Genomic DNA, 26,775 nt, shown 5'->3' with positions numbered 1-26,775 from the left:
TTGTGCGTTAAACAATTAGCATTATCCGACGACAATATTATACAAAAAGTCTTAGTATCACAAGAAAAGAGGCTGTCTTATAGTTTTTCTCATCAGTGCTTCTTTGTCATTATCTTCACTTTCCTCTCCCGATATCCAATTCAAGATGTTCAAGACATCCAATATGACAAAAAACAGTAAAAACTACCAGACAGCCTCTTTTATATATCAGATCTCTACAAGCTGCATACTCCGTCTATCGAGCACGATTGCCCGCTTATGACTTCTCCTTTTTCGGACGAAACTCCGCTGCCTTCCCACTCGGCATAAGCCTCATTCAGCACTTTGAGATAGTCTTCCACAGGGATAGAGCCTTGCACCACTTGCTTATTATTAAACAAATAGAAAGGAATATATTCCAATCCAAGCTCATTCTCGCTGTATTCTATATCCTTCTTTATCTCCGAAAGATATTTATCACTATCGAGCATAGCCAAGATTTCAGATTCTTGCAGACCGATGCTTGTACCTAACTGTACCAACACAGCAGGGTCGCTTATATTCTGACCTTTGACAAAATAAGCATCAAACAAAACTTCTTCGGCCTCAGTTCCCAAACCAGACTCCTTTGCCAGTTTCACCAATCTCAAAGCATCGGATGTACTAACCACAACGAGATTATCGAAGTCATAGTCCAACCCAACTCCCTTAGCCATCTGCGCCACTTTGGCCTGCGTACGGCGAGCCTCATCTTCGGACATAGCAAACTTCTTGGCAAAATAACTGTAAATGGATTGTGTTCCGGCCTTTTTGGGTAAGCTAGGATCTAATTCATAGCTGTGCCACACAAGTTCTACATTCTTACGATGCGGGAATTGCTCCAAAGCTTTTTCGAGTCTACGCTTTCCAATATAGCAATGCGGACAAGCTATATCCGACCATATATCTATTTTCATTTTATCCATAATTCAATTGATTTAATTAATACGTAAGTAATAAAAACAATATACAACTGGATTTGTTACTTGGCTACTTAAAAAAAGAGAAAAAAAGATATGAGCGTGTGTCAAAAGTAAATCTTTACGATCAAAGTCACTTTTTACACACACCCATACTCGTATTCTTAAAACCGGCTTTCCGCTATTATTTAGCCGGAATATTCTTCAACACTTCCAATAAGAAAGGCCACCATTTGGCAACAGAAGGGATTTCTATCTGTTCTTCGGGAGAGTGCGCGTTACGAATTGTCGGACCACATGAAATCATATCCAAATGCGGATATTTCTCCAAGAACAGACCGCATTCCAATCCGGCATGTATAGCCATTATTTCAGGCTCTTTACCATACAGGCTTTCGTATGCCTTCTTAGCTACTGCCAATACTTTAGAGTCCGGATTTGGCTTCCATCCGGGATATCCTGCCGAATGCACAACCTCAGCTTTAGCCAATGTAAATACTGCATTTACAATATTACCAGCATCATCTTTCAACGAATTGGTAGAGCTTCTTTGGCTTGTTGTTATCACAATTGTATTACCCTCCTTCATTTTTATAGAAGCCAGATTTGTAGAAGTTTCTACCAAATCGGGTATTTCATGACTCATCGCCAATACGCCATGGGGACAAGCATAAATTGCATTCAGCAAATTGCCGGTTGTTTCCTTATCGATCACAAAAGCAGGTGTATCAGTCGAAGACACCGTCATTTTTACATTCGGGTCTACAACCTTCAGTTCGCCCTCAATTTGCGGAACCAATGTATTCAATTCTACGATTACATCTTCCTTCTTGCTGTATGGTACTCCGGCAATAGCGTAAGCCTCGCGGGCAATAGCATTGTGAAGATTTCCTCCGTCGATCTCGGCAAGCACCAAATCTTGTTTTTTATTGAGCTCCCACAAGTAGCGGTTCAATATCTTATTGGCATTACCCAATCCTTTATGGATTTCTGCTCCGGAGTGTCCTCCGTTCAATCCATTTACTTGTACTTTGAACCAGAAATAATTGGCGGGTACTTCTTCTTTCTTATATGTAAATGTAACAGTGGTAATCTTACCTCCGGCACATCCTATATATATTTCACCTTCTTCTTCTGTATCCAGATTGATAAGCACATCTCCGGTAAGGAAATCTTTTCCTAAAGCATACGCCCCTGTCAAACCTGTTTCTTCATCTACAGTAAACAAACATTCGAGCTTGCCATGCTCTATTGTATCCGAAGCCAAGATAGTCAAAGCAGCAGCAACACCCATGCCATTATCAGCACCCAGAGTTGTTCCTTTGGCTTTGAGCCAATCTCCATCTATATAGGTTTCTATCGGATCATTGTCGAAATCGTGCTTGGTTCCGCTATTTTTCTCGCACACCATATCCACATGCCCTTGAAGTATTACGGTCGGAAGATTTTCTTTACCCTTGGTTGCTGGTTTTGTTATCAAAACGTTGCCTGCATCGTCTTTTTTGGCTTGCAGGTTATGTTTTTTTGCGAATTCTAATAGGTAGGCGATTATTTTTTCTTCTTTTTTAGAAGGTCTCGGAATTTGAGTTATTTCGTGGAAATAATTCCATATACCACTCGGTTTTAAATCTTTAATTGTCATATTAATATTTTAATTATTACTTACACTTTCATAATAACATATAAAATTAAAGAGATATACCTTAAAATGCAATTTTTTTACAACTTTTAAAGGTTTAAAATTGATGTTGTTTTAACATAAAGATATATCTTTGCCAAGTCGTTAAAAAACACAGGCATAATTGCGCCTTGTTTTTTGCTACAGGATAAGATTAACTAAATGTTTTTATAAATGAAAAATATCTCTTACATTATTAATGGCGTTTTTGCTGTTGCAATAATCGTCCTTTTCATTTTATTTTTCACATCTAATAAGGGAAACACAGGAACTGAAGACTCATCTCTCACATTCACAAAAGGAGACTCTACCGGCATGCTTCCTATAGCTTATGTAAATGTAGATTCACTTTTGATAAACTACAATTATGCTAAAGATGCGAATGATGCGTTGATGAAAAAGTACAATAGTTCAAATGCTACTCTTACCCAAAAGCAAAGACAACTAGAAGCCGAAGGCGCAGAATTTCAGAGAAAAGTTCAAAACAATGCATTCTTAAGCCAAGAAAGAGCACAACAAGAAGCTGCACGTATCCAAAAATTGGAAAGCGACTTGCATGCAATGGCTCAAAAATTGCAAGAAGATTATCTGAGAGAACAGCAAAAAGTAAATACACAGATGGCCGATTCTGTTCGCCTGATATTGAAGGAGATGAACAAAACAGCCAACTACCAAATGATATTTAGCAATACAGGTTTGGATAATGTTCTGTTAGCCAAAGATGGTTATGATATTACACAGAAGGTGATAACCCTGTTGAATAGCCGCTACAAACCTGAAGCTTCTAAGTAATAGGTAAATGATTTAAAAATAGGGTAACACCAAATTGGAGTTATCCTATTTTTTTGCAGTATAGAGAAAAAATTAGCATTATGGACACGTATGGACTAATCGGATACCCTCTGAAACACTCATTTTCCAAGAAATTCTTTACCGAGAAATTCGAAAAGGAGGGCATTGATGCAGAGTATCTCAATTTTGAGATTGAAGATATCTCTCAATTTACTGATATTATCCGCAACTATCCAAACCTTAAAGGTCTGAATGTAACAATCCCATACAAAGAAAAAATAATACCATACCTCGATGGGCTCGACAAAGGGGCTGAAAGTATCGGGGCTGTAAATGTAGTAAAAGTAATCCGAGACAAAAACAATGCAACAAGATTGATCGGATACAACTCCGACATTATCGGATTTCAGGAGTCTATCAGGCCACTTATCAATATGGCTATCCATAAAAAAGCATTGATATTAGGAACAGGCGGTGCATCCAAGGCGGTAAAAGGAGCGTTAGATGCACTAGGCATAGAGTGGATATATGTATCGAGAACTCCGAGTGAAGGACAATTGTCATACAGCGATATCGACTCACAGGTAATGGAGAAATATACCGTCATCGTCAACACATCGCCACTGGGTACTTTTCCGGACGTAGACAATGCCCCCGATATCCCATATACCCTACTCACAGACAGACACCTACTGTTCGATCTGGTGTATAATCCGGCTGAAACAAAGTTTCTGAGTCTGGGCAAAGAGAATAAGGCTAGCATAAAAAACGGAGCCCAAATGCTCGAGCTGCAAGCCATTGCAGCATGGAAAATATGGAATGAATAAATTCCTTCGTAAGACAAATAGAAATGTGAAAGAAAACTTATACCTTTAAAGTCAAAAATCAAGATGAGAATTATAAATCTTTCAGAGCAAAACACTATCCTCAATCGTTTTGTCAGCGAGTTGCGCGATGTAGACATCCAGAAGGATAGCATGCGTTTCAGACGAAATGTTGAACGCATAGGAGAAACAATGGCTTATGAGATCAGTAAAACACTGAATTACGCGCCGCTCGAAACTCAAACACCTCTGGGTACATCGATCACAAATGTGCCTACCGACCCTATCGTTATCGCTACAATACTTCGTGCAGGACTTGTTTTTCATCATGGATTTCTAGAATGCTTCGACAAAGCGGAGAATGCTTTTGTTTCTGCCTACAGGAAATACAGAGAAAACCATCAAAGTTTTCATATCCACATCGAATACATCGCTTCTCCACAAATAGAGAATAAGGTTTTGATTCTCACCGACCCGATGTTAGCTACAGGCGGCAGTATGGATTTATCGTATCAGGCGCTATTGACCAAAGGTGAGCCAAGCCATGTACATATAGCTACTATAATAGCAAGTAAGCAAGCTATTGATTATTGTGCAAAAAACTTCCCTCAGGAAAAGACTACAATATGGGCTGCGGCTATCGATCCCGAACTGAACGAGTCGGCATATATCGTTCCCGGATTAGGTGATGCCGGAGATTTGGCATACGGAGAAAAAGAATAAATACGATATTTATAAAATCAAAAAAGAGGAAAGACTTATCTTTCCTCTTTTTTTGCTATATATCGCTCTACTAATTAGTTCCTTTTGGAATACAACCAAGCTGTTTCGTATTTTGGATTCTCTTTACGGAATGTGTCCAAAAAGCCTTCGGCTTCAGGCTTATCAGAGAATGAAGCTACATAGATACGGAAACGACCTCCTGCCTCTAAGATATTTACACTTTGAAGACCACCCTTCTTAATCTTATCCAACAAACGTTCTGCTCTGGATTGCGTATCCTCTCCCCCTACAATGATATAGTATGTACGTAAAGATTGAGGCTGAGCTTCAGGCTCTTTGCTATCCACCCTGGTTTCTAGGACTTTAACAGAATCAGCTTCCAACAATGGTTTTACTTGTTCTGCAAGGGAATAGATAAAGCCTGAATGCTGAGGTATGGCACCTTGTAAACCTGTATTATTACTTACATTTGCTGATGGTACAGTGAATAAAAACATTGCAACCAAGGCAGCGGCAACACTTCCGAGCGTATATTTAACCGGAAAGTTTTTTCTCGAAGCAGACTCCCGTCTATTTATATCCGACAGATTACTTAACCCTACAGCGGTAAGACCATAAAGAGATGGAAACACAAAAGATGGATTAGCCTCGAACAAAAGTTTACCTTCCTTATTCATATATAAGCTACCCAATCTTCCACAAGTTAAAGGCTTTTGAGTAGAAAGTTCTTGTTTTAAGCCTTTAACAAAATCTTTTATTTTTTGCAATGCAGCATTATATGTCATTTTCCCGTATCTTATATAATAAGAGACGATTACACCATCATCATGCTTCAGATCAGGGTTGAAAGTTATCATATATCCGGGTACGCACACATTAACATCAACATGATGCAATGGTTCCTCCTGATTGACAATAAACCCACCCAACTCCGGTATAATCACACAGTTATGGATTGGCAAGGCAAATTCTAAATATGTAAAGACTTTGTTTTCCATAGAGGCAAAGATAATTATAAGTTGTAGAAATGAAAAAGATGATGTTCTCTTTTATTTAAAAAGTTACTAACAATTAACCGTGAAAATTGTTAAAAAAAAGTTACTTTTGGGACTAATTAGCTAAAACAGAATATGGAACTTGAACAAATTATTACAGAGCACATCCGAAAGTCTATCTCTGTAAAGGAATCTATACTATCCAATCCTGCTATCATAGCAAGTATCAAAGATGCTGCTACAGCAACAGTGGATGCTTATAAAAGAGGTAAAAAAACACTGATTGCAGGAAATGGAGGAAGTGCTGCAGACGCACAACATATAGCCGGGGAGTTTGTTAGCCGATTTTATTTCGATAGACCCGGAATCCCTTCCATAGCATTATCAACTGATACATCTATTATAACAGCAATAGGAAACGACTACGGATTCGACAGGCTTTTTGAGAGACAAGTGCATGCTCAAGGTGCAGAAGGCGATATTTTTATCGGTCTTACAACATCCGGTAACTCCGAAAACATTGTCAGGGCACTACATGCATGTAAAGAAAAAGGTATAAAATCTATAGTTTTGACGGGTAAATCAGGAGGCAAAGCTTCTGAACTATGTGATATTTGTATAAAAGTTCCGTCGGAGGAAACTCCAAGGATACAGGAATCACATATACTAATAGCTCATATTATTTGCTGTATCGTTGAAGAAGAGTTATTTGGAAATCAAAAGTAGCCTCAATCTTGATTGTATTAAAACCGACTCCGGATACCAATATATAATTATCTAAAATTGTTTTAACTTAAAAATTAGCTACATTTGTAACGTTAAAAATAACAAATATTGTATGATCAAGACACAATATCAAAATGGATCACCCCAGAACCATCTGACAGGCACCTAAATACACGCTGATGGTTATTGCAAAAGGATATTTATAGATTATTGAATTGTGTACTAAAATATAAACCTTCAAGACAAATTAACATAGAAAATCTAGAGTCATTGCTTTAAGCCTTTAATATTTTAAATATATGAAAAGAGTTATTCTTTATTTTTTTATTTCATTAATTTCAGGAAACCTGTTGTTTGCCCAGATGTCCGACTCACAGGTCATAGAATATGTTAAAACAGAGGCAGCCAAAGGAACTTCCCAACAAATGATTGCTACCGAACTTTTGAAGCGGGGAGCAACTCAAGACCAGCTATTAAGGATAAAAAGTCAGGTAAATCAGCAAAATCAGAATACCAGCAATATAAACACCCCTACAAGCAGACCAACACTCAGAAAAGACGTAACGAGTGAAACGTATGCTCTTAGGAATGACTCCATAGCCAGACTGTTGGAATACCAACGAGAATATGGCCTTTTAGAAGATAACAAACCTGTAATTTTCGGTAAAAATATATTCAACCAAAAGAATCTTTCATTTCTACCTAATATGAATATCCCGACGCCCGAAGATTATAAATTAGGACCCGGTGATGAAATAGTCATTGATATCTGGGGGGCATCTCAAGCATCACTGCAACAAATAATTTCTCCGGAGGGGAGTATTGTGGTAGACAGGCTTGGCCCTGTTTACTTAAACGGAATGACAATAAGAGAAGCAAACTCTTATATACAACAAAAGTTTTCGAGTGTTTATTCAGGCATCGGTAATGAAGGAGGGTCTTCCCAAATAAAACTTACTTTAGGCCAAATACGTACTATTCAGATAAACATATTAGGAGAGGTCGCTGTACCGGGTACATATGCTTTATCTTCTCTCTCATCGGTATTTCATGCTTTATACAATGCAGGAGGGATAAATGACATCGGTTCTTTACGTTCTATTCAACTGTATCGTAAAGGTAAGCTCATAAAAACAATAGACATCTATCAGTACCTATTGAATGGGAATGCAAGTGGCGAAACCCGTTTGATGGACGGAGATATTATTATGGTTCCTCCATATATATCTCTTGTAGAGATAGTAGGGAAAATAAAACGCCCTATGTTTTATGAGATGACAGTAACCGAAACCCTTTCAGACCTAATCAAATATTCGGGAGGTTTTACGGGTGATGCATACAAAGAAAAAATAGATATTACCAGAAAGACAGGGAAATACGATAAAGCCTATACTGTTAGTTCAAAAGATTTTGAGAACTTCATATTGGACGATAAAGATAGTATCTTTGTCAGTGCGGGATTAAATCAGTTTGACAATAGAGTTGAAATAAAAGGTGCTGTATTCAGACCCGGTTACTATGAAGTGGGCGAACAGATAAAAACAATAAAGAATCTAATCGAAAAAGCCGGAGGCATTAAAGAAAATGCATTCCTCAACAGAGCGATACTCACAAGGGAAAAGGCTGACTTAACTCGTGAAACAGTTCCCATCAACCTGAAAAATCTTCTAGAAGGCCGTACCGCTGATATCAATCTGAAGAAGAATGATATGCTTCTCGTAGCTTCAGATAGCGTATTAGTTGAATTAGGCAGCTTCACCATTTATGGAGATGTACAGGTTCCCGGTGAATACGACTATGCAGAAGGAACAAGTATCGAAGATTTAATCATCAAAGCAGGAGGACTTCTAAAGTCAGCCTCTTTAGCAAAAGTAGATGTTTCGAGAAGGATTGTTGACCCGTTAAGTATTGAGAGCCCAAATGTGATAGCTGATATTTATACATTTAATATAAAGAATGGATTAGTAGTAGATGGTCCACCCGATTTTGTATTGAATCCATACGATCAAGTTTATGTAAGACGTAGTCCGGGATATATCGAACAAAGAAATATAGAAATTGCGGGCGAAGTTCTATTTCCGGGCAAATATGCTTTGAAGGAAAAAACTGAAAGGCTTTCGGATATTGTAAAAAGAGCTGGTAATTTAACCCCCCACGCATTTTCTGCCGGAGCACGATTGTTAAGAGAAAAAACAATAATGGAAATGACTGAAGAAAGAAAAGCTATGCAAGCCCTATCTAAGGGACTGAAAGACTCTATTTCTACAGATTTATTAAACATTAATCCTTATTACTCAGTAGGTATAGAATTGGACAAAGCCATTGCAAATCCAAAATCAGAATATGACCTTGTTCTTCGTGAGGGAGATCAACTGATTGTACCGGAATATGATAATACAGTAAGAATAAATGGCTCCGTTATGTACCCAAATACTGTTCTATACAAGAAAGGACAGAAAGTATCTTATTACATTAATCAGGCTGGAGGATACAGTGATTTGGCAGAAAAGAAAAGAGCATACATCGTATATATGAATGGAACTGTTGCAAAGGTAAAGGGTTCAAATAGAGATGCAATCCAACCCGGATGTAATATTGTTGTCCCATCGAAAGATCAAAAGGATAAAATGTCATTAGGTCAGATATTAAGCATTGGGACTAGTGTTACATCTATGGCTTCTGTCATTGCTTTATTAATAAATAATTTGAGCAAGTAAAATGAAAGAACAAAGACAAGATAATATATCAGAGGAAAAGGAAATTGACCTGCTAGCATTAGGGAAGAAAATTTGGCTAAAGAAAAAGTTTATACTAAAAGTTGTTGGTATAGGTTTTATTTTCGGATTGGTGGTTGCTTTTAGTATACCGAAAGAATATACGACAACTGTCCTGTTAACTCCAGACTCACAGTCAAGCAATACAGGGACAATGGGATCTTTAGCAGCACTAGCTGGAATAAACATTAATAATACTCCCGAAAAAGACGCATTAGCTTCACCGAACCTATATCCGACTATTCTTAGTTCCACTTCATTTTTAAGAGGATTATTAGATGTAGAAGTAAAAGAGGAGGGAACATCTATGCCTCTCAAGACATATATGCGCGAATACCAAAAACATCCATGGTGGAGTAATGTAACAACTATACCAGCGAAACTATTAAATACCTTATCCTCTATTTCAAATAATGCCGGGGCTCTAAATAGTGATCCTAATACAACCCAGAATAGATATCTCTCTCCAATAGAAATGGCTGTGATAGAATCGCTAAGAGGTAGATTCAATGTCAACTCTGATAAAAAAACAGGAATAACAACAGTAGAGGTTACAATGCAGAATCCTGAGATTTCTGCATTTTTAGCAGACACTCTAACATCCTATTTGCAAACTTATATTATCAAGTACAGAACAGAAAAAGCCAGAAGAGATTTACAATATGCAGAAAAACTATATCAAGAATCAAAAGAGAATTATTATAAAGCTCAAGCTAGCCTTGCTGCTTTTGTAGATGGTAATATAAATGTTGTATCAGCAAGTTATAGAACAACACAGGAAAGATTACAAAATGAGGTTAGCCTAACGTACTCCATTTATAATCAAACAGCTCAACAATTACAAATGGCGAAAATAAAAGTTCAAAACACCACACCTGTATTTACTATTGTACAATCTGCTGTACAACCACTTTTTCCGGTTAAACCTCAAAAGAAGATTATAGTTATAGGATTTGTATTTCTTTCTTTCATAGGATCCTGCATATGGATACTAAAAAAGGATATAAAAACTATAATATTTAATAAGAATTAATGACAACGGTTTCTAATAATAATAAACGCATAGCTAAAAATACATTATTCCTATATTTTCGAATGATGCTAACAATGTTCGTATCATTGTTTACATCCCGAGTTATATTAAATACACTAGGTATAGTAGATTATGGATTAAATAATGTTATTGCAGGAGTTATTACTTTATTTGCATTTCTGAATGGAGCCTTAGGTGCAGCCTCTTCTCGCTTCTTAACATTCGAGTTAGCTGGAGAAAACAAAGAACAAGTGAAAAAAATTTTCAGCACCTCATTTAATATTCACTTTTGCATGGGTATTATTATTGTTTTATTTTGTGAAACAATTGGCCTATGGTTAGTAAATAACATTTTAAATATTCCACCGGAGAGACTATTTGCCTGTAATGTGATTTATCAGTTTGTTATAATTTCAGCTTTCCTAACTACAACACAAGTACCTCTATATGCAATAATTATTTCATATGAACGGATGAATATATATGCTTACTTAGGAATATCTGATGTTATATTGAAGTTATGTATAGCTTATTTTATTACGATCTCAACTTTTGATAAACTTATTACACTAGGAGTTCTTAATCTTATTGTTGTTATTGGAGTTTACATCTTTATCCATATCTATTGCAAACGCAATTTTTCGGAATATACAATAGCTGTTAGTCGAGAAAAACAACTTTATAAGGAGATGATTGGTTATTCAGCATGGAGCCTATTAGGTTCATCGGCAGGAATGCTAAAAAACCAAGGAGTAAACATTCTTATGAATATCTTCTTTGGCCCTGTAGTTAATGCTGCTAATGCCATTGCCTATCAGGTAAATAATGCGCTGATCAACTTCTCCAATAATTTTACAACAGCACTAAATCCGCAGATAATAAAATCGTATGCGAACAAAGATTATGATAGAATGAAAAGTTTAGTATTTCGAGGAGGAAAGTTTTCTTTTTTCCTGTTGATGATACTGTCGATCCCTATTCTGTTAGAAACAAAGATGATACTGCATTTATGGTTAAAGAGTGTCCCTGAATATACTGTTATTCTAACAAGGTTAGTTGTTTTACTAACATTAGTTGAATCATTTACATACACATTGGGAGTTGTTATTCAAGCCACCGGGAAGATAAGAAATTATCAAATCCTTGTTTCAGGCCTTATCTTGTTAAATTTTCCGTTATCCTATCTTTTTTATAAATTAGGAGGAGAACCGAGTTCAGCTCTCATAACATCTATAACTTTATCCGTTATTGCTGTTTTTATAAGGATTTTTATTGTAAAAAGAATCATTAAAATGACTGTCAAGGAATATATCAAGGAGGTACTATTCACTTCCATCATTACTTTGATAACAAGCATCCTAATTCCATTAGTATGCCATTTAAAAATGCATGAAAGTATCGAAAGACTCATATTAATTCTAATTTCTTCAACAATAAGCTCTCTCGTTTTTATTTATCTATTGGGTATGAATAAAGAGGAAAGAATATATATTATTTCCTTGATAAAAAAGATAATATAATTTTGTAATGAAAAGATTTTTTGAATGCCTAGTTCCTACAACTGCATGCAATATAAAATGTAGCTATTGCTACATCATTCAGGAAAATCGCAGAAAGAATGAAAAGGCTCATTTTTTATATACCCCTCAACATATTGGGAAGGCTTTATCTCTTGAAAGACTAGGTGGTGTTAGTCTCATAAGTATGACTGCTGCTGGCGAAACCCTACTTCCAGTAGAAATTCCAGATATTACTCATGAAATATTAAAACAAGGTCACTTTGTAAATATTACTACAAATGGAACTATATCCAAACGTTTTGACGAAATATTGAATTTTGATAAGGATTCCCTATCAAAACTGCATTTTTCTTTTAGTTTCCATTATTTGGAGTTATTGAGGACAAACAAAATAACAGCTTTTTTTGAGAATATAAGAAAAGTTAGAAGAGCTGGATGTTCTTTTATCTTACAAATAAATTTATGTGATGAATATATACCCTATTGGGAAGATATAAAGCAAATATCTTTAAACGAAACGGGAGCATTGCCTCAAGTCGCTTTAACAAGAGATGAAAGCTATGTTGGCTCTGGAGGAGAATTTAGGATACTGACTGAAAATATAGAGAATTATAAGAAAATTGGCAATGAAATGAATTCTCCATTATTTGATTTTACATGTAAGAATTTTATGGTAAAACGAAAAGAATTCTGTTATGCTGGAGAATGGTCAGCAAAACTAAATTTAGGTACCGGTGAAATGACTGGTTGTTATGGCAATGGCATACATCAAAATATTTTTGAGGACCTAACCAAACCTATAATATTCAGAGCTATAGGGAATAACTGTTGTTTCCAGTATTGTTTTAACTCTTCGCACTTTATGGCATTGGGGGTCATTCCAGAATTACATATTCCCTCATATTGTGATTTGAGAAACAGGAGAGAAGCTAGCTGGTATTCTAAAGAGATGGCACAGTTCCTATCAGAAAAACTTTATGAAGATAATATTGAATACACATTCTGGAAAAAAGAAAAGATTAATTTAGAGACGAAATTTCGACACCTAGCAATAAGAATAAAAAAGAGACTAATAAAATGAACTCTCAGCAAAAAATATTAGAATTAAGAAATATCATACAGGGGCAACTGACCCCATTAATAACAAACGACTATATTTTCTTAGACTTACCTTATTTCCCCAACATTGGTGACACATTAATTTGGCAAGGCACCATTGATTTCCTTAAAACATTACCATATAAATGTTTATATTCATCTTCTATTGAGAATTACAAGAAACCCAAGATAAATAAAGAAACTATAATTTTATTAATGGGTGGCGGTAACTTCACTGATTTATGGTATAGGCATCAAATATTCAGAAAAGAAATATTACAGTCTTTTCCTCTCAATAAAATTGTCCAGTTACCCCAGAGTATATATTTTAAAGATGAAAATATTCTAAAAGAAGATGCTAAAATATTTGCACAACACACCAATGTAACATTGTGCTTGCGAGACAACAAATCATTAGATATTGCTAATCAATACTTTCCAAATTCTAAAAACATACTTATTCCTGATATGGCATTTTATATAGATTTGTCAAAATGGTTAAAATATATCAAACCTATCAAAAATAAGATATTATTCTTAGACAGAAAAGACTCTGAAAAGAATTATAATCAATCTTATAAGATTATACCAAAAGAAGCTGAAGTTCGAGATTGGCCTACTATGGAAAAAATTTCGCAAGTATTAACTGTATTTTCACAGTTTCAACAAAAACTAACTAGAGTTGACAATATATGCTCAAGTAATCTAAATAATTTTTTTACGAATATTATGTATCAAAAATATTTCCGTAAACATTTTATTAGAAGTGGAATTTCTTTTTTATCTAGTTATTCGTATATTTATACCACCCGTCTACATGTTGGAATTTTATCTGTTTTATTAAATAAAGAATTTTCTTTTTTTGATAACTCATATGGAAAAAATAAAAGCTTCTATGATGCTTGGCTTCATGATGTTAATATTATAAAGTTTATTAAGTGATGATAAAGGTTTCTATCATTGTTCCTATATATAATGTATCAAAATATGTTATTCGTTGCATTGATTCAATCATCAATCAAACATACACTAATATAGAATGTATCTTGGTTGACGATTGTTCTCCAGATAATAGCATGATTTTATTAGAACAAAGACTAAAACTATACCAAGGCAACATTGATTTCAAAATTATTCACCATAAGCAAAATAAAGGACTTTCTGAAGCAAGAAATACTGGAACTTATGAATCAACTGGGGATTACTTGTTTTATCTGGACAGTGATGATGAGATACAACCTAATTGCATTAAAACTTTGACTACATTAGCTGAAAAATATACTGAAGTTGAAATAGTTCAGGGAAACACACAATCACTTCCATGCCCTATTCAAAAATCTGATTGGAGAAATTTACATTATAAAAAATTTCAAGAATATGTAAATGATAATAAATGGGTTTTGAAACATTTCTATAATGTAAAAGAGGAGCATATCCCTGTAAATGCCTGGAATAAATTAATCAAGCGAAACTTTATTTTTGATTATAATCTATTTTTTAAAAAAGGAATAATTCATGAAGACGAATTGTGGATGTTTTTACTTGTAAAAAAATTAAATTCCATAGCATTCACAGGCGAGTACACATATGTGCATTATACTACGGACGGTTCAATAATGCAATCTGGGAGTAATTATAAAAGTATTGAATGCTGGCTTATTATATTAAAGGAAATTTTAACAAATCCTAACGATTCTTTTTTTGAGTATTTTAAGGAGAAATATGCTAGAATATTGTATTTTAAGATGTGTTTAATAAATTTAAACACAAATGAATTGCAATTATATTATTTATATAAGACCTTAGTAAAAGATATTATCAAGAATCTCTTAAAAGAGAAAAAAATAGTTTTTACATTACCATTATTTATATTATTGATGCCTCAGTCTTTTTATAAATCATTTGCTGGAGTTAAAATATTCAATTTATTCATAAAATTAAATCGAAAATGAATAAAGGTCCTTTATTTTCAATATTAATTGCCCAATATAACAATGGCAGGTATCTTCAAGAAGCTATAGATAGTGTAAAGGCTCAAACATATACGAATTGGGAAATCATTCTTGTAGATGATGGGTCTACTGACAACTCTAAAGAGTTATACAAACAGTATAGTGATGATAACCGTATAAAAATCTTTTTCAACGGAGAAAACAAAGGGTGCGGATATACCAAAAGACGTTGTATGGAATTGGCTACGGGTCAGATCTGTGCTTTTTTGGATCCCGATGACCTACTTATATCTAACGCTTTAGAAATAATGGTAAGCCTACATGGACAAAATGAACAAGCATCTCTAATATATTCCAATTATATCCAAGCTGACGAAAATCTCAGAAAAAAAAAGAAATTAAAACCCCATCCTCTTGAATCGGATTTTTTGACATCTCGTTCAGGATACATATCTCATTTTGCAACTTTTAAACGAAATTTATATCTCAAGACTGAAGGAATAAACGCAAAATTCAAACGTTCTATTGACCTGGACTTATATTATAAGCTGGAAGAAGTAGGTTCCGTAATATATGATAATAGTTATTTATACATATATAGAGTACATGCTGGTGGTATTTCTGTTTATAAAAATGAACTTGCAGCTTTATCATGGCGTCTAATCGCTATAGTAAATGCCTGTGAAAGGCGCAACATCGATTTCGAAAATATTATCTCCAACCTTCTATATTATTCATTCATATATAATAGTAGAAATGAAATAAAAATTGGTAAAATTATATTATCGCCCATTCGTAAATTAAAGAAATTATTAAATCTAACTTGACTTATCTATGAGAAGCTTATCAATTATTCTATTAATGCTAATATTTTTTACAGCATGTTCGAAAGAAGAGAATATCTATGCATTACCAACATGGGATCCAATAGATAAAGGATACGAATTAATTTGGGAAGAAAACTTTGATGGAAAAATTATTGATAAAACCAAATGGGATTATAGGATGGTCGGAAGAACTCGTTGGAAAGCTATTGTGGATACAAGTACAGTTTATTTAGATGGAGAAGGACACTTAATAATCGAACTTTCTGAAAAAAATGGAACTTTTTATGTCGGTCAATTAACAACTCAGCATAAACATTTATTTAAATATGGCTATTTTGAATGTAATGTATATCTTAATCAACAACGTGGTATGCATTCAGCTTTTTGGTTGCAAAGTCCCCAAATCGGCATGGGGGAAGATCCTGCTATTTATGGTACAGAGGTTGATATATTTGAATACTTAGCAATAGAACCCTATAATGTTTATACGACCGTATGGTGGGATTATAAAAATATGAAATCAACACAGAAAATAACATCCGTACCTCATATCGGTAATGGATTTCATAAGTTTGGACTTGAATGGACTCCTAAAGAATATGTCTTTTATATAGATAATAGAGAAGTGTGGAGAACTTCAAAAGCTGTATCTCAGATAGAGCAGTATATAATACTTTCTACAGAATATAGCGGATGGGGAGGAACTCCTGACCCTAGATTACTTCCAGATAAAGTTATTTTTGATTATATAAAAGTTTACTCAAAAAAAGAATATAATGAATGAACCTCCTTTGGTTTCTCTGATTATACCAATATATAATGTTGAATTGTATATTGAGAAATGTTTGTTGTCTGTACTAAATCAGACTTATCAAAATATTGAAATAATTTTGGTTGATGATTGTGGGCAAGACAATAGCTTGGCTATAGCTAAACAAACAGCAAAAAACCATCCAAATGGATATAAAGTTACAATATTAGAGCAGGAGTATAACCAAGGCCCTTCTGTAGCTAGAAATAGGGGAACAGAATATGCGAGTGGAAAATATATTTATTTTTTAGATAGCGATGATGAAATTACAATAGATTGTATAGAAATATTAATATCATCTTGTGATAGTGATGAAATAGTTATAGGTAGTTTCTCTTCAGAAGGGAAAGAAAATCAACCGAATGAAAAAAAGCGATATCTAGGAAAAGACATATTGGATGCCTTTTTCCAGGAAAAAATAAACCTATATGCTTGTAATAAATTATTATTAAAGAATTTTATTATTTCAAATAATTTATATTTTCCTAAAATGTTACATGAGGATTTTATCTGGACTTATCGGATAATAGCACATGCTTCAAGCATCAATCTTATACCTGATATAACCTATAAATATACTCTAAGAAATGATAGTCGAACTGGTGCAATGTCTTCAAAAAATATATATGCGTTAATAGAAAGCATAGATTATATAGAAAAAGATATTAGTAAGAAAGGCATTAATAATCATGCTATAATGTACATAATAAATACTTGGTGGAGCATAAAATCTCAAGCATCAAAAGTGTTAGCATATACAGATTTTAAAGAATTACAGTTTAAGAATGAAAAACTCTCAGGAAAAAAGATAAGCCGTAATAGTCGAATTAAGTATTATATATTAAAGAGTTCTGCTAAGATTCAATATATTCTACTTCGGCTTTATTATGAATTAAAAAAGGGTTAATTAAAACAGCCTCGAATCATCTCCATTTATTTTGTGAAACATAATCAATGAGTAAAATTAAAGTATCAATAGTAACTGTAGTATATAATACTGTATCAAATATAGAAAAAACAATTCTATCAGTTATTAACCAAACATATCCTCAAATTGAGTATATAATCATTGATGGAGGAAGCACTGACGGAACCGTTGATATCATCAAAAAATATGAGGATAGAATAACATATTGGATAAGCGAGCGTGACAATGGCATTTATGATGCGATGAATAAAGGTATAAAAAAGGCCACGGGAGAATGGATAAACTTCATGAACGCAGGAGACACATTTTATACAACCAATATAATTGAAGAATTAATAAATAAAGATATTTTTGACAATAGTGAGGGTGGAATTATATATGGAAACCGCGAGGTTGATAATAATGGAATCATCAAAAAGCAACTTAGTAAACTTGATACAATAAAATATTCGATGGAGATATTTCATCAGTCTTCTTTTATATATACGTCCTTACATAAAAAATATTTATTCGACACTTCCTATAAAATAGCTGGAGACTACGATTTCTTTTATAAAATGATTAATAAAAAAGTACAATTTGTAAAAATAGATACAAATATTTGCATGTTTTTGGACGGTGGAATTTCATGCAATAACATAATACAATTAAAAGAAGTACTTCGAGTAATAAGTAATAATAATTCTAACAAAATATATGCTACTTATTTTTCGATACTATGTATATTTAGAAAATATTCTATATCCATCCTTCTACAACAATATTTTCCATATTTACATAAAACCATTAGAAATATTTACTTAAAATTAAAATGAAGGCTCCTCTTATATCTATTATTACAGTCGTTTACAATTGTGTATCGAGCATAGAAGAAACGATCTTATCTGTTATAAATCAGACATATTCCAACCTTGAATATATTATCATTGATGGAGGAAGTACTGATGGAACTATTGATATAATAAAAAAATATAAACATGCAATTACTCTTTGGGTAAGTGAACCGGACAAAGGTGTTTATGACGCGATGAATAAAGGAATTGATAGAGCAAATGGAGAATGGATTAATTTTATGAATGCAGGAGATAACTTTTTTAATAATAATGTACTCTTCGATATTTTCTCCCAAGATATTTCCTACAAAACTTCTATTATTTATGGAGATACCCTACAATGCTTTTCATGCGGTAGATTTATGACTAAACCAGAAGAATTAGTACATCTAAATAAACATATGATATTTTGCCATCAATCAGCTTTTGTTCGCCGATCTTTATTGCAACAATACTATTTTGACACTACATACAGAATTTGTGCTGATTACAATTTATTTTATAATTTGTATAAAGATGGGCTTAAATTCCAGTATATCCCCTTGTGTATTGCAATTTATGACGCAAGTGATGGTATATCATCAATTAACAGGCTAGAAGTACTTAAAGAAGAGAGTAAGATTAATAGCATATCCTCTATCGAATATTTTAATTCCTATATAAAAAACAGGACTCGAGCTTGTCTCTCGAAAATACTCCCCAGAAAAATATTTAATATAATATTAGGCAAATGGTCTGTTAGTAAAAAACATCTCTATATTGAATAAATTATATATTCATAAATTTTATGCAGAGAATACAGAAATTAATATTGTTACTATTTATTCTTACTCCGATTTTCAGTATTACAGAAATATTCGAATATCTTGGAATAGGTGTAGTTCTCCCAATTGATATGTTTTATATAAAGCTACCTAAAGATATTCTGATGATAGTCGTACTATTCTTAAGCTTGACTTATTCTTTAAGGTATAAGCATCCTATAAATTATCATATATGTTTATTTTTACTATCCGCTTTCACTTTTATCTGCTTTTTTTTCTCTTACTCGGTAAATGGAATACAAATAGCACTAGCTGGTATCCGTTGGGCTATCCCACTTTTTCTCATAATTCTTTTATACGATATATCAAATCATGATTTATTAGAAAAAACAACAAAAATATTATTCGCATTATTATTATTACACATTACTGCACAAATATTGGAAATGATATTTATGCCTCCGATATGGGGTTTAAATGCTTTGGGCTTATCGGGAAGACTTCCCGGAATTTTTGTACATCCTAGTGCTAGTGGTACATTTGCTGCTTTTTGTTTTTTTTGTTTTAAATATTTCTTATCACAGAAAAAGAAAATGATAGGCTCTATTTTAGCTATTATTTCTGTATTTTTATCAATGTCCTCTACAGGAGTAATATTACTATCTATCCTATTGTTTATGCCGATATACTTAAAAAGTAAATATAAATTAATTTTATCTTCAGTTGTCATTTTATTCCTATTTCTGATTATAAGCAATCTGGACCTATTAACTGGACGAGCAGTAGGAGATTCTGAACTTTCTGGAACAACAAGAATAGAAATATTACAGGGGATAGTTGATTCTATGGAATTTATATCTACGAATTTCGGAATTGCAACAAATACTGCTATGAATTTATTAATAACATTAGGTATGCAATCCAACGCTTTTATCGCGGACTCATTATACACATCATTTTTAACCAACTACGGAGCCATATTCTTTATATTATTCATCGGAGCCATATTGTATTTACTAATATATCTATTCATAAAGAAGAAGAAAGATATTCCTTTTATCATATTCATATTAATAACTTTACTATCAGGGATATCTATAATTATAATAGAACTTTTCCCTGTAAATCTTATTATTTCACTATATTTTTCTTATTTTCTCAAAAAACACTTATTTTTATCTGATACATTGTTTATAAAAAAGGGAAAGGATAATAATCAGAATTAATATCAATGAAAATACAGTTTATTTGCCATAATAGTCAACTATACGGAGCAAATCGGATATTACTTCCTTTGCTCGATAATCTTCAACAGAAGGGACATAGCATCTTTGTATTACTATCATCTAAAGGCGGAATGGCAGAGGAATTAGAAAAAAGGAATATCCATTACAGGGTTATTCCATATTATTCTCCGTTCCTATATATAAAAAAAACTATAAAATTTATTGCATACCCTTTGCTTCTGTTACTTAATTTAGTAACTTTTCCTATAATACTTTTGCAAATCAATAAATTTAATCCAGATATTATTTATTCTAATACTTCTGCTGAAAACTTAGGTTATTTTGTAGCTAAATTCTTAAAGAAAAAGCACATCACTCATGTCCATGAGTTTATGTCAAAGAATCATGGAGCTATTTTCATTGGAGGTAACAAAAATAAAAGAAAATTTTTAGATAAGAGCACAGCTACTATCTTTGTTACAAAATCAGTTGCAGAGGATATTATGGGAAATAATTTTAATCCAAATAAACATATAATCATCTATAATGGGCTGCCACAACCTATTGTAAAACCATCTAGAGAAAGAACCCCAATCCCTCTCAATTATGGAATAGTAGGTATTCTTTCTCCTGGTAAAAGACAGGATGTTGCTATTAAATACTTCAAGAAAATTATCGAAACATATCCATCATCAAAACTTCATATATTTGGAGACAAGAAGGGTTCTTATAAGAGATATTTATTTCATTTAGTTAACAAACTAGGTTTAGAATCCAATGTTATTTTTCATGGATTTGTCCAAGATACAGAAAAGATATACGAAGAAATAGATATACTTTTAGTCTTTTCTAAATTGGAAGGCTTTGGCTTAGTTACAGCAGAGGCAATGCATAGAGGTATACCTGTTATTGGTTATGATGATGCTGGAACTTCAGAATTAATAGAAGATAACCAATCCGGATATTTATTTACTGATGAAGATTCATTCCGTCAAGCAATAAAATCATTGCATTCTGCAGAGAATTATGAAAGAATAAAAGAGAATGCATATCAAAGGGCAATATCTCTGTTTTCTGAGAAAATTTATTGTTTAAGTATCGAGAGTTTCTTAAAAGAGATAATAAAAGAATAGTATTTTCGGTTATAAGAATATAGCCTTAATTTTCAGGAGATAAATTATCACAGACACCAGAATTCATATCTTGTAAAAAAACAAATAATCACAAACCAATGAAGCATCCTATAATATCTATAGTAACAGTTGGAATGAATCATCATAAATATATTAGGGATTTATATAAATCGCTTTATGATGAGGCAAAGCCGTCTATTTCTTTCGAAGCAATTTATATAGATAACTGTTCCTCCGATGGAAGTGTTGAATACATTAGAAGTAATTTTCCTGAAGTCATCATTATTCAAAATGAAAAAATTAAAGGATTTGGGGAAAATAATAATTTAGGTGTTTCTTATGCTAAAGGAAAGTATATAGCAATCATTAACCCTGATATTATCTTTCAGAAAGATAGTCTTGATATTTTATATAATTACATGGTTAATCAGTCAGTATCACCAGGAATTGTTGTACCTCAATTGCTTAATACCGATCACTCAATCCAGTATTCAGTCCGATCGTTTATTACATTAAGGAAAATAACATTCCGCTTTATTTCTAGAGGAAAAGATAGTTCCCAGAATAAGCATATAAGGAATTATTTGCAAAAGGATATTGACACCTCAAGGATTCAAACTGTCGACTGGGCTATAGGAGCTGCAATGTTTATTGAAAAGGATTTTTTTCTACAATTAAAGGGATTTGATCCTGATTACTTTTTATATATGGAAGACGAAGATATTTGTTTTCGCTCTTGGAAACAAGGCAGACCGGTCATTTATCTTCCCCAATCGAAAATAATGCATAATCATTTAAGGGGAAGTTCTACTATTGGGAAAAAAACAATATTACATATCAAAAGCCTACTTATTTTTTTTAAAAAACATGGATGGAATGTAACTAGACCTACAATAAGTCCTGAATCCTAACCCAATTATTTTAATGCCAGAATCACTTAATATTTCCAAAAACTCTTCCAAAGAAGAAAAATACCTCACTCTCCTACCTCAGCTAAAAGGCTTGCTTGAAGGGGAGACAGACGCTATTGCCAACATGGCAAATATATCTGCTGCCTTGAAAATGACGTTTGGATTTTTCTGGGTAGGATTCTATATCGTAAAAAGAGAAGAACTTGTGCTCGGCCCGTTCCAAGGAACAATAGCCTGCACCCGTATCAAATACGGCAAAGGCGTTTGCGGCACAGCATGGAAAGAAAAGCGAACAGTTATAGTAGAAAATGTTAACGAATTCCCCGGACATATAGCTTGTGATGCCGCTTCGCAGTCCGAAATTGTAGTGCCTCTATTCAACCAGAACGACGTAATCGCTGTTTTGGATGTAGATAGTGAACACCTCAATCATTTCGACAAAACGGACGCTCTCTACCTCGAGCAGATAGTGAAGCTGCTTGAAGATAAAATCAATTAAATCGTTTTAGAAAGGAAATAATAAAGGAAGAGCCAGTATCATAATTATTCCCATAATCACTTGCAAAGGCAAGCCGACCTTCATATAATCCATAAAGGTATAACGTCCGGCAGTCATCACCAATGCATTGGGCGGTGTAGAAAACGGAGAAGCAAAACACATACTGGCCGCAACTGCTACGGCAAACAAGAACGGATAAGGACTTATGCCCATCCCCTCAGCAGCCTTTAAGGCTATAGGCGTAAACAGCACCGCTGTGGCAGTATTACTTATAAACATAGTGAGCAAAGACGTACAAAAGTAAATCCCCGCAAGCAACGCATAAGGGCCCACATCTCCTAAATGATTAACCAAAGAACCTGAAATAAGAGTATCTACTCCTGTATTCTGAAAAGCAGTAGCCATCGGCAACATTGCACCAATCAGTACTACACTTTCCCAGTTTATACTATTATACGCTTCTTCCATATTACGAAGACAGCCTGTTACCACCATCAGCACAGCAGCTAACATAATAGCAATTACCGAAGGGAGAATCTCTAACACCATTGCCAATACCATCAATATCATTATACCGGCTGCAATGGGAGCATTCTGATCCAATGTTACTTTAGCTGCCTCTTTCAGTGGTTGACCTACAAGCACCAGATCATCCTGCCTGTTGTCTAAATTCGCCAAATCTTTCCAAGTACCCTGTATCAGAAGAGCATCCCCCGAATGCAACTTAGTATCTTTAATATCCCGCATCTTATATTCATTCTGACGCTGAATGCCCAACACATTTACGTTATATTCCTCCCTGAAACTAATTTCAGAAATTGTACGATTTATCAATCTGGAATTAGGCATAATAAATATCTCTGCAATACCCGACTCCTGAAATCCTGCGAATGGAGTTTCATCGGTTTTTTTCTCCAAATGGAGATCATTATCAGAAACAAATCTTTCTATATTTTCTATATCTCCCAGACAGTATAATACATCATCTTTCAATATTACCGACTTGGGGCCTGCAACCTCCTCTATAAACTTTTTTCTGAATCTCGAATTACCATTCTTACGTATAATTTTACTGATACTTATATCGTAGGCTGAAGCAATCTTTAGTTCGGCAAGCGTTTTGTTCAACAAAGGCGAATCAGACTTTACCTCTACCTTGTACGATTGTTGTTGCAGTTGGTATTCCTGAGCCAATTCAACCAAAGATTTTCCTTCTTTCTTCTTGCCCGAAGATGAATCACTCTTTGAAACAAGCAGCTTGCTCAAGAAGAAGAGAACGACAACACCAATACCCAACGCAATGAAACCGATAGGCGCAAACGAGAAAAAGGATAAAGCCTCATATCCTGCATCAACAAGCGCATTCTGAATCACAAGATTGGGAGGTGTACTAATCAATGTAAACATACCCATACTACTGGCAAAAGCCAAAGGCATAAGGTAACGACGTGGACTTATATTGGCACTCGCAGCCATACTCACAATGATAGGCATCATCACGGCCACAGTGCCCGTATTACTCACAAAAGCCCCGATAGAGGCCGTAACCAACATGACCAGAATAAAGAGTTTATTCTCATTCTGTCCTGCAGTCTGAAGTATTTTACTACTGATCATCTTTGCCAGCCCTGTGCGGAAAATACCTGCCCCTACAACAAAGAGACCAATCATCATAATGACAACCGAATTGGAAAAACCGGCTAATGCTTCGGTAGGAGTCAACACTCCGGTTAATGCCAATATGAGCAAAGCACATACAGCCACAAGGTCTGAGCGAACCTTTCCCCGCATGAAGAAAAAAGAAGCGACCAACAAAGTTGCTAATGTTATATTGATAGGAGATAGTAAAGACGAAAGTTCCATTTGCGTAATTGTTTATAATTCCTTTCCAGTTTGTAAACAATGCAAAGATAAAAAATACTGATTCATCCAGCTACTTGTTTCTAACAACAACAATAAAAAGATAAGAATTGTTTGTATTTTTTCACTTTCGTTGAGTACGAAGTCTTTTTATAGAAAAAGGGATATTATACGAAGGATTCTCTTACGGATTGCTAAGGAGAGGAATTTAGTTGTCTCCGAACAGAATGAAGCGCCTAAGGCTTAACAGTCTACAAGCAAGACTCCGTTCTGTTCAGAAAACAACAACATACAAACACGCTTCTGTGTACAAAGATACTTATATGTGAAAAAGGAATATCTTTCTATAAATTATACTCTAAAACACTACAAAAACAAGAATGTTCACACATTATGTTATACGCTAATATTTTTTAAATGTTACACGAATGTCAAAAATATATTTTTAATCAATAATACCTCCGATAATACTTCTGATACTTATCCCTGTAAAACAATCATCTTGGCAACCCTTCTCATTATAACCACACAAGGAAATCATTCCATCATTTTTTGTTTCAAAGTAAGTTTCTGTCCCTTTCCTTTTTTTCAACCAGTCTTGTTCCGCCCTTTGATAAACTTCATCAAGAGTTAAAACATCCGATGCCGGCGTATCTTTATGACTACCTAGTTCCAATCCTGTTTCAGTCCACTCCAATTCAAGATTAGGACTTACTTCACTCGGATAGCCGGTATATTTAAAGCTTCGCTGATTTACCTTGCCATTATAAACAGTGATAGTCGTTTGCCACGAATAACCAACCCATGTAGCTCCGGTTGTTGTATATTCGTATGTATTATTAGTTTGTTTCTTAAAACGATTCCAAACTTCCTGACTATCCTTGAATTTATCTTCATATTCAAAATCGCCTTTATCACAAGATGTAAAAGCAAAACCAACGAACAATAGTATAAGTAGCATTTTATGTTTCATAGTCTATACACTTTGGGGGTCTTTATTAGCAATATATTATTTTTTCAAACTAGATCTTTTTATTTTAGCAACACTTTCTGAATAGAAATAAGCAAGTTCATCTCCTATAATATTATGATGCAATACGAGTCTTTTTCGTTGCATTTATTTTTTATATATCTCAAAAAAATAAAACTTGACAATTTAAGGATATATCAATCCGTTCAGCACAACAAAGATACTCTATATATTCTTTGAAGTACAATCGATATTTTATTGAGAATTGAGACTCCATCAGAATTTTGGCAAGCCTTTTGCTATATACTTATCAACATCAATTTGGATACAATAAATTACGCTTGTTAATTTGTTGACAATATCTTTGTTATTAGCTGAAAATAAAATAAATATAAAATATGAAAGAGGATATTTCTGATAAAGATCTTGAAAGAGATGAATTTGTAGAAACAGACAATCTGACAAATAATCAGACAGAAGAAAATGTAGGAGACGAAGCAAGTGACAATGTGACCGATTGGGAAGCAAAATACAATGAGCTCAACAACTCTTACCTGCGCCTTAATGCTGAATTCGACAACTATCGCAAACGTACATTGAAAGAAAAAGCCGAGCTGCTTAAATCAGGTAGCGAAAGAGTGTTGCTTGACATCATAGCGGTAGTTGATGACTTTGAGAGAGCATTAGACAACATCTCAAAAACGGAAGACATAGATGCTGTAAAAGAAGGTATAGATCTTATATACAGCAAGTTTTCAAACTTCCTCACCAAGCACGGAGTAAAAGAGATAGAAACCATCGGTCATGCATTCGACACCGATAAGCATGAGGCAGTAACTACTATTCCGGCTCAGAGCGAAGAAGACAAAGACAAAATCATAGACAGTATACAGAAAGGATATACACTCGATGATAAAATCATCAGATATCCTAAAGTAATTGTTGCAAAATAAAACAAGA

25 protein-coding genes are annotated in these 26,775 nt (G+C 33.9%); 19 read left to right on the top strand and 6 right to left on the bottom strand.

All coding sequences use genetic code 11. The features are described 5' to 3' along the window. Positions 1–215: 215 nt before the first annotated feature. Together BGO84_RS08030 and BGO84_RS08025 are read right to left on the bottom strand one after the other, a co-directional pair. Complete coding sequence (locus tag BGO84_RS08030; RefSeq protein WP_291028738.1) at positions 216–944, bottom strand: DsbA family oxidoreductase; 729 nt, start codon at positions 942–944, stop codon at positions 216–218. 178 nt (positions 945–1,122) lie between these two features. Beyond that, the gene (locus BGO84_RS08025; RefSeq protein WP_291028737.1) at positions 1,123–2,580 is read right to left on the bottom strand and encodes an aminoacyl-histidine dipeptidase; all 1,458 of its coding nucleotides are present in this window, start codon (positions 2,578–2,580) and stop codon (positions 1,123–1,125) included. A 210-nt stretch (positions 2,581–2,790) separates the two neighbouring features. Here BGO84_RS08025 and BGO84_RS08020 point away from each other — a divergent pair, with 210 nt between their 5' ends. From BGO84_RS08020 to upp, 3 genes are all read left to right on the top strand, one after another. Then, complete coding sequence (locus BGO84_RS08020) at positions 2,791–3,408, top strand: OmpH family outer membrane protein (protein ID WP_135104808.1); 618 nt, start codon at positions 2,791–2,793, stop codon at positions 3,406–3,408. 80 nt (positions 3,409–3,488) lie between these two features. Then, entirely contained in the window at positions 3,489–4,235 is a 747-nt protein-coding gene (locus BGO84_RS08015) for a shikimate dehydrogenase (protein WP_291028736.1), read from the top strand. A gap of 63 nt (positions 4,236–4,298) precedes the next feature. After that, the gene (gene upp, locus BGO84_RS08010; protein WP_135104806.1) at positions 4,299–4,955 is read left to right on the top strand and encodes a uracil phosphoribosyltransferase; all 657 of its coding nucleotides are present in this window, start codon (positions 4,299–4,301) and stop codon (positions 4,953–4,955) included. Positions 4,956–5,029: 74 nt separating this feature from the next. Here upp and BGO84_RS08005 read toward each other — a convergent pair whose 3' ends face one another. Then, positions 5,030–5,953, bottom strand: coding sequence for an SPOR domain-containing protein (locus tag BGO84_RS08005; RefSeq protein ID WP_291028735.1), 924 nt, complete (start codon positions 5,951–5,953; stop codon positions 5,030–5,032). 132 nt (positions 5,954–6,085) lie between these two features. Between BGO84_RS08005 and BGO84_RS08000 the strand changes: the two genes are divergently transcribed. The 12 genes from BGO84_RS08000 (at position 6,086) to BGO84_RS07945 (ending at position 19,219) form a co-directional block, all read left to right on the top strand. Further along, positions 6,086–6,676 carry a D-sedoheptulose 7-phosphate isomerase gene (locus BGO84_RS08000; RefSeq protein ID WP_291028734.1) on the top strand — a complete coding sequence of 197 codons (591 nt, stop codon included), beginning with the start codon at positions 6,086–6,088 and terminating at the stop codon, positions 6,674–6,676. 299 nt (positions 6,677–6,975) lie between these two features. Further along, entirely contained in the window at positions 6,976–9,393 is a 2,418-nt protein-coding gene (locus tag BGO84_RS07995) for an SLBB domain-containing protein (protein WP_291028733.1), read from the top strand. Position 9,394: 1 nt separating this feature from the next. Continuing rightward, on the top strand, positions 9,395–10,483 hold the full coding sequence (locus BGO84_RS07990; RefSeq protein ID WP_291028732.1) for a Wzz/FepE/Etk N-terminal domain-containing protein: 1,089 nt from the start codon (positions 9,395–9,397) through the stop codon (positions 10,481–10,483). Continuing rightward, a complete protein-coding gene (locus BGO84_RS07985; protein ID WP_291028731.1) occupies positions 10,483–12,003 on the top strand; it encodes a hypothetical protein in 1,521 nt (506 codons plus the stop codon). Before BGO84_RS07990 ends, BGO84_RS07985 begins: the two co-directional genes overlap by 1 nt. 7 nt (positions 12,004–12,010) lie before the next feature. Then, the gene (locus BGO84_RS07980) at positions 12,011–13,084 is read left to right on the top strand and encodes a radical SAM protein (RefSeq protein WP_291028730.1); all 1,074 of its coding nucleotides are present in this window, start codon (positions 12,011–12,013) and stop codon (positions 13,082–13,084) included. Continuing rightward, positions 13,081–14,043: a polysaccharide pyruvyl transferase family protein gene (locus BGO84_RS07975; protein ID WP_291028729.1), complete on the top strand. Its 963-nt coding sequence runs from the start codon at positions 13,081–13,083 to the stop codon at positions 14,041–14,043. The genes BGO84_RS07980 and BGO84_RS07975 overlap by 4 nt, the downstream gene beginning before the upstream one ends. After that, positions 14,043–15,053 (top strand): glycosyltransferase family 2 protein, encoded by a 1,011-nt coding sequence (locus tag BGO84_RS07970; RefSeq protein ID WP_291028728.1) that lies wholly within the window; start codon positions 14,043–14,045, stop codon positions 15,051–15,053. The genes BGO84_RS07975 and BGO84_RS07970 overlap by 1 nt, the downstream gene beginning before the upstream one ends. Beyond that, a complete protein-coding gene (locus BGO84_RS07965) occupies positions 15,050–15,880 on the top strand; it encodes a glycosyltransferase (RefSeq protein WP_291028727.1) in 831 nt (276 codons plus the stop codon). The genes BGO84_RS07970 and BGO84_RS07965 overlap by 4 nt, the downstream gene beginning before the upstream one ends. Before the next feature lie 7 nt (positions 15,881–15,887). Further along, the gene (locus tag BGO84_RS07960) at positions 15,888–16,664 is read left to right on the top strand and encodes a glycoside hydrolase family 16 protein (protein ID WP_291028726.1); all 777 of its coding nucleotides are present in this window, start codon (positions 15,888–15,890) and stop codon (positions 16,662–16,664) included. After that, positions 16,657–17,598, top strand: a complete 942-nt coding sequence (locus BGO84_RS07955; protein ID WP_291028725.1) for a glycosyltransferase — start codon at positions 16,657–16,659, stop codon at positions 17,596–17,598. Before BGO84_RS07960 ends, BGO84_RS07955 begins: the two co-directional genes overlap by 8 nt. 47 nt (positions 17,599–17,645) lie before the next feature. Further along, positions 17,646–18,434, top strand: coding sequence for a glycosyltransferase family 2 protein (locus BGO84_RS07950; protein WP_291028724.1), 789 nt, complete (start codon positions 17,646–17,648; stop codon positions 18,432–18,434). Further along, a complete protein-coding gene (locus BGO84_RS07945; protein WP_291028723.1) occupies positions 18,431–19,219 on the top strand; it encodes a glycosyltransferase family 2 protein in 789 nt (262 codons plus the stop codon). The genes BGO84_RS07950 and BGO84_RS07945 overlap by 4 nt, the downstream gene beginning before the upstream one ends. A 367-nt stretch (positions 19,220–19,586) precedes the next feature. Here the strand turns inward: BGO84_RS07945 and BGO84_RS07940 are convergent, their stop codons facing one another. Beyond that, positions 19,587–19,946, bottom strand: a complete 360-nt coding sequence (locus tag BGO84_RS07940) for a hypothetical protein (RefSeq protein WP_291028722.1) — start codon at positions 19,944–19,946, stop codon at positions 19,587–19,589. Positions 19,947–20,447: 501 nt separating this feature from the next. Here BGO84_RS07940 and BGO84_RS07935 point away from each other — a divergent pair. The 3 genes from BGO84_RS07935 to BGO84_RS07925 all read left to right on the top strand — a co-directional run bounded on the left by BGO84_RS07935 (position 20,448) and on the right by BGO84_RS07925 (position 22,985). Further along, positions 20,448–21,575 (top strand): glycosyltransferase family 4 protein, encoded by a 1,128-nt coding sequence (locus BGO84_RS07935; RefSeq protein ID WP_291028721.1) that lies wholly within the window; start codon positions 20,448–20,450, stop codon positions 21,573–21,575. A gap of 98 nt (positions 21,576–21,673) precedes the next feature. Next, positions 21,674–22,486: a glycosyltransferase family 2 protein gene (locus BGO84_RS07930; protein ID WP_291028720.1), complete on the top strand. Its 813-nt coding sequence runs from the start codon at positions 21,674–21,676 to the stop codon at positions 22,484–22,486. A 13-nt stretch (positions 22,487–22,499) separates the two neighbouring features. After that, a complete protein-coding gene (locus BGO84_RS07925; protein WP_291028719.1) occupies positions 22,500–22,985 on the top strand; it encodes a GAF domain-containing protein in 486 nt (161 codons plus the stop codon). Between the two features lie 6 nt (positions 22,986–22,991). Here the strand turns inward: BGO84_RS07925 and BGO84_RS07920 are convergent, their stop codons facing one another. Beyond that, a complete protein-coding gene (locus BGO84_RS07920) occupies positions 22,992–24,821 on the bottom strand; it encodes an SLC13 family permease (RefSeq protein WP_291028908.1) in 1,830 nt (609 codons plus the stop codon). 469 nt (positions 24,822–25,290) lie between these two features. Then, positions 25,291–25,818, bottom strand: coding sequence for a hypothetical protein (locus BGO84_RS07915; protein ID WP_291028718.1), 528 nt, complete (start codon positions 25,816–25,818; stop codon positions 25,291–25,293). Positions 25,819–26,213: 395 nt separating this feature from the next. On the opposite strand from BGO84_RS07915, the gene BGO84_RS07910 reads away from it, so the two are divergent. Next, the gene (locus BGO84_RS07910) at positions 26,214–26,768 is read left to right on the top strand and encodes a nucleotide exchange factor GrpE (protein WP_291028717.1); all 555 of its coding nucleotides are present in this window, start codon (positions 26,214–26,216) and stop codon (positions 26,766–26,768) included. Positions 26,769–26,775 lie beyond the last annotated feature (7 nt).

This window comes from Dysgonomonas sp. 37-18 (assembly GCF_001899125.1).
Lineage (GTDB): Bacteria > Bacteroidota > Bacteroidia > Bacteroidales > Dysgonomonadaceae > Dysgonomonas.
This window is presented reverse-complemented; position numbering and strand designations above follow the sequence as displayed.